Below are 3,260 nucleotides of genomic sequence, written 5' to 3' on the forward strand. Positions count from 1 at the left end.
CGGTTCCCAGTTCGTGATCACCAGCTCGCCCGAAGCCGGCCGCTCGGCCTGGTCCCGCGCGTTGCCGACCGAGTAGCGGATGTCGAGCCCTTCCATCCAGAAGCCGTCGAAGCAGCGCCGGATATCCGGGTGGTCGTTGATGCTGACCATGACCTTGCCCTTGCAGCTGCGCATGAAGGCGGCCAGCTGCTCGTACTGCTCGAAGCCGAAGTCAACGCCATAGCCTTCCGTGTCCCAGTAGGGCGGGTCGGCATAGAAGAAGGTGTGCGCGCGGTCGTAGCGCTGCATGACATCGAGCCAGGGCAGGTTCTCAACGTAGGTGCCAGCCAGGCGCAGATGGGCCGCGCTGAGCTGCTCCTCGATCCTGCACAGGTTGATCGCCGGGCCCGTCGTGGCCGTGCCGAAGGTCTGGCCAGCCACGCGGCCGCCGAAGGCGTGCTGCTGCAGGTAGTAGAAGCGCGCGGCGCGTTGGATGTCGGTCAGCGTCTCCGGCCTGGCCATCTGCTGCCACTTGAACACCTCGCGGCTGCTGATGGCCCACTTGAACTGGCGCACGAACTCCTCGAGGTGATGCTGGACCACGCGGTACAGGTTGACCAGGTCGCCGTTGATGTCGTTGAGCACCTCGGTGCGCGCAGGCATGGGCCGGAGGAAGTAGAGCGCTGCGCCGCCGCAGAAGACCTCGACGTAGCACTCATGCTGGGGGAACAGGGGGATGAGACGGTCGGCCAGGCGGCGCTTTCCGCCCAGCCAGGGAATGATGGGATTCGCGTTGAACATTGGGGGCTGTGGCGCCGCGCCGGCGCCGGTTCAGATGGAGGCAACGGCTCAGCGCAGCTCGCCAGGCAGCTGGCTGCGCTGCTGCTCGGATTTGTAGGCACCTTCGCAGTGGTTGCTGTCGCCGAGCAATGCAAACAGCCAGTCGATGGCGCAGCGCGCCACGCGCCACTGCCACTGCTCACGCTGGCGCCAGCTGCGTGCGCTGATGGTCTCGTCGGCCCAGCCGAAGAAGAGCAGCGCGTTGGCGAGCTGGTCCAGCGCGATGAGCACCTGCAGCAGCCAGAAGACGATGCGAGCCTTCATCACGCCTCCACCGCGAAGACCGTCACGCCGGCGAACTGCATCTGGAAACCGTTGGGCAGCGCGGAGTTCACTGCGGCCTCGGTGGTCGACCAGACGCCCGACTCGCGCAGGGGCACGCGGATAGTCACGATGCCGTCGGTCATGTCGGCCAGCACGACGCGCTCGCGGCCGTCGCGAGAGCGGACCGGCATGCGGAAGCGGTCGGTGAGTGGCAGCACCTTGCCGTCCGGCCCGCGCAGCTCTGCGATGAAAGTCAGCTCGGTGCCGGCCGGGCACGTCACCTCCGCTAGGCCATGGACGACGGTGTGCATCTGGTGCTCGGCGTCGGCCGTGATCTGCGTGATGGCCAGCTCGGGGCGGATGGACCGGGCTGGCGCCTCGTAGGCTGGCGGCGCCACATGGGTGAGGCGCCAGCCGGCGAGCGTCAGGACAGCGTACTGGCCCGCGGGGATCTTCGCGGGCGGCTGGCGGGCGGTCCAGCCCGAGGGCACGACGGAGTCATCAGGCTGCTGGCGAGTGCGGCCGGTCCAATAGCCGCCGGCTCCCAGCTCGAAGAGGTTGGTCATGAGGAACTTTCTTAGCGCAGGCGAGCCATCAGGCCCGGGAGATAGGGGAGGTGGGCATAGGTGGCGTAGTCGTTGGCCAGGGCATAGGTGCGCACCCGCAGCTTCGCTGGCGTGCCCGCCACGAAGTCCACGGCCTTGAGCTGGCCGGCCGCCGAGTCGTACCAGTTGCAGCTGGCCGAGGGGTAGGGCAGGAACCTGACGTTGTCCGGCGAGTCCGTGAGGCCGCCCACGAAGTTGTCGGCCGCTCGCGTGGTCCGCACCGCGAAGGAGCCGCTCACACCGACCACGTGCACGAAATGCCGGTCGTTGGACGGCGTCTTGTCGATGACCACGGCCTCGGACCAGGCGCGATCCGTCAGCCCGTGCAGAGTCCCCACCTTGCCGCGTCCCGCATTCAGCCCGCCGATCACGCTGGCCACGCCCGTGTTGCAGTCGTAGCGCTGGCCCGTGGTCGCGTTGGCCAGCGTGTTGGTCAGCAAGCGCCAGCCCGTGTTGTCGTGGCCGGTATGGACCTGCAGGGGCACGCCAGCCCAGTTGACCGGCATCTTCATGACCGCGGCGGCGCTGAAGACCCAGTAATAGCTGCCGTCTCCGCCTTTGGTCAGGAACTGGCGCATGCCATAGATGGACGCGATGGGGGTAGGTGCGAGCGAGGATGCGCCGCTCCCGCTGAAGGCAGCCCCGTTGAAAGTGGCCTTGTTGAGGCCCCAGGCGCCACTGCCGAACACCGCGTAGTGGACCTCGCTTACGCCAGCCCCGGTCACTCGACCGCCGACCACTCTGCAGCGCTGAGCTGAGGCGCCGTCGGAGGCAATGGGCAGCGAGGAGACGGTGTTGTTGGCGGTGTTGATCGCACACAAGACCGCGGAGGCAGGCGAGGCCTGGTTGTTCTGGACGCCGACGTAGTAGTAGCCCGTCCCGCTGGCCACCATCTCGGCGTCGGCCGACACGGAGTCCAGGGTCACATAGCCAGATGCCACGCCGATCAGTTCCTTCGGCGCGCTCCAGGTCTGCCCGGAGTCGTTGGAGAAGGTCGTGACGATGGAGTACCGATTCGCCGCGGTGACGCCGACCAGCACCAGCAGGACTCGTCCGGCGCCGAACCACTCCAGCGACTCGGCGCGCCATTGGTTGGCTGCGGAGGGCATCGCCGGCAGGTCGACGGCCTGCCAATTCGCTCCTGCGTCCGCCGAGCGCCACAGCCGATAGGCCGTGATGTCCGTGACGCCTGTGCCGGTGCTGAGGCCTGCCGCGATGAAGGTGCTGCCGAAGGCGAGGTACTTCAGATTGGAAACGCTCTGCACGCCCGCGCGCATGGTTAGGTCCGTGGTCGCCTCGGTCGGGGCGCTGTTGAAGAAGCGCACGTCGCCCACGATCTTGGCTGCATCCGGGTAGGCCTCGCGGGACACCAGCGAGCCGTCCAGCTGGCACCAGCCGGGGGTCAGGACGGACGGGTCGACCTGCATCGCGGGCATCAGCGCGCCGGCCGGCGGCCGGGCCTCTCGGGCCGCGGCATGGGTAAGGGGATCGAAGCCACTCATGTGTCAGATCTCGGTTGCATTCATGCCGGTCACTCGGCCGCCGGCGTAGCTGTAGGTTTCGGTGCGGGTG

At 67.7% G+C, this 3,260-nt stretch carries 4 protein-coding genes; all 4 read right to left on the reverse strand.

All coding sequences use genetic code 11. The features are described 5' to 3' along the window. Window positions 1-780: DNA adenine methylase (locus ACE3OU_RS18675; protein WP_374243063.1), on the reverse strand; the 780-nt coding region annotated here is incomplete at its 3' end. Window positions 781-828: 48 nt separating this feature from the next. Then, window positions 829-1,083 (reverse strand): hypothetical protein, encoded by a 255-nt coding sequence (locus tag ACE3OU_RS18680; RefSeq protein ID WP_374243064.1) that lies wholly within the window; start codon window positions 1,081-1,083, stop codon window positions 829-831. Then, window positions 1,083-1,649 (reverse strand): hypothetical protein, encoded by a 567-nt coding sequence (locus ACE3OU_RS18685; protein ID WP_374243065.1) that lies wholly within the window; start codon window positions 1,647-1,649, stop codon window positions 1,083-1,085. The genes ACE3OU_RS18680 and ACE3OU_RS18685 overlap by 1 nt, the downstream gene beginning before the upstream one ends. Window positions 1,650-1,660: 11 nt before the next feature. Next, the gene (locus tag ACE3OU_RS18690; RefSeq protein WP_374243066.1) at window positions 1,661-3,190 is read right to left on the reverse strand and encodes a hypothetical protein; all 1,530 of its coding nucleotides are present in this window, start codon (window positions 3,188-3,190) and stop codon (window positions 1,661-1,663) included. Window positions 3,191-3,260: the final 70 nt, after the last annotated feature.

This window comes from Zoogloea sp. (assembly GCF_041908905.1).
Classification (GTDB): domain Bacteria; phylum Pseudomonadota; class Gammaproteobacteria; order Burkholderiales; family Rhodocyclaceae; genus Zoogloea.

What these genes read in the sequence shown, in the direction of transcription:
- ACE3OU_RS18690 (WP_374243066.1), bottom strand. Translation starts at nt 3,190, where the DNA reads ATGAGTGGCTTCGATCCCCTTACCCATGCCGCGGCCCGAGAGGCCCGG.
- ACE3OU_RS18685 (WP_374243065.1), bottom strand. Translation starts at nt 1,649, where the DNA reads ATGACCAACCTCTTCGAGCTGGGAGCCGGCGGCTATTGGACCGGCCGC.
- ACE3OU_RS18680 (WP_374243064.1), bottom strand. Translation starts at nt 1,083, where the DNA reads ATGAAGGCTCGCATCGTCTTCTGGCTGCTGCAGGTGCTCATCGCGCTG.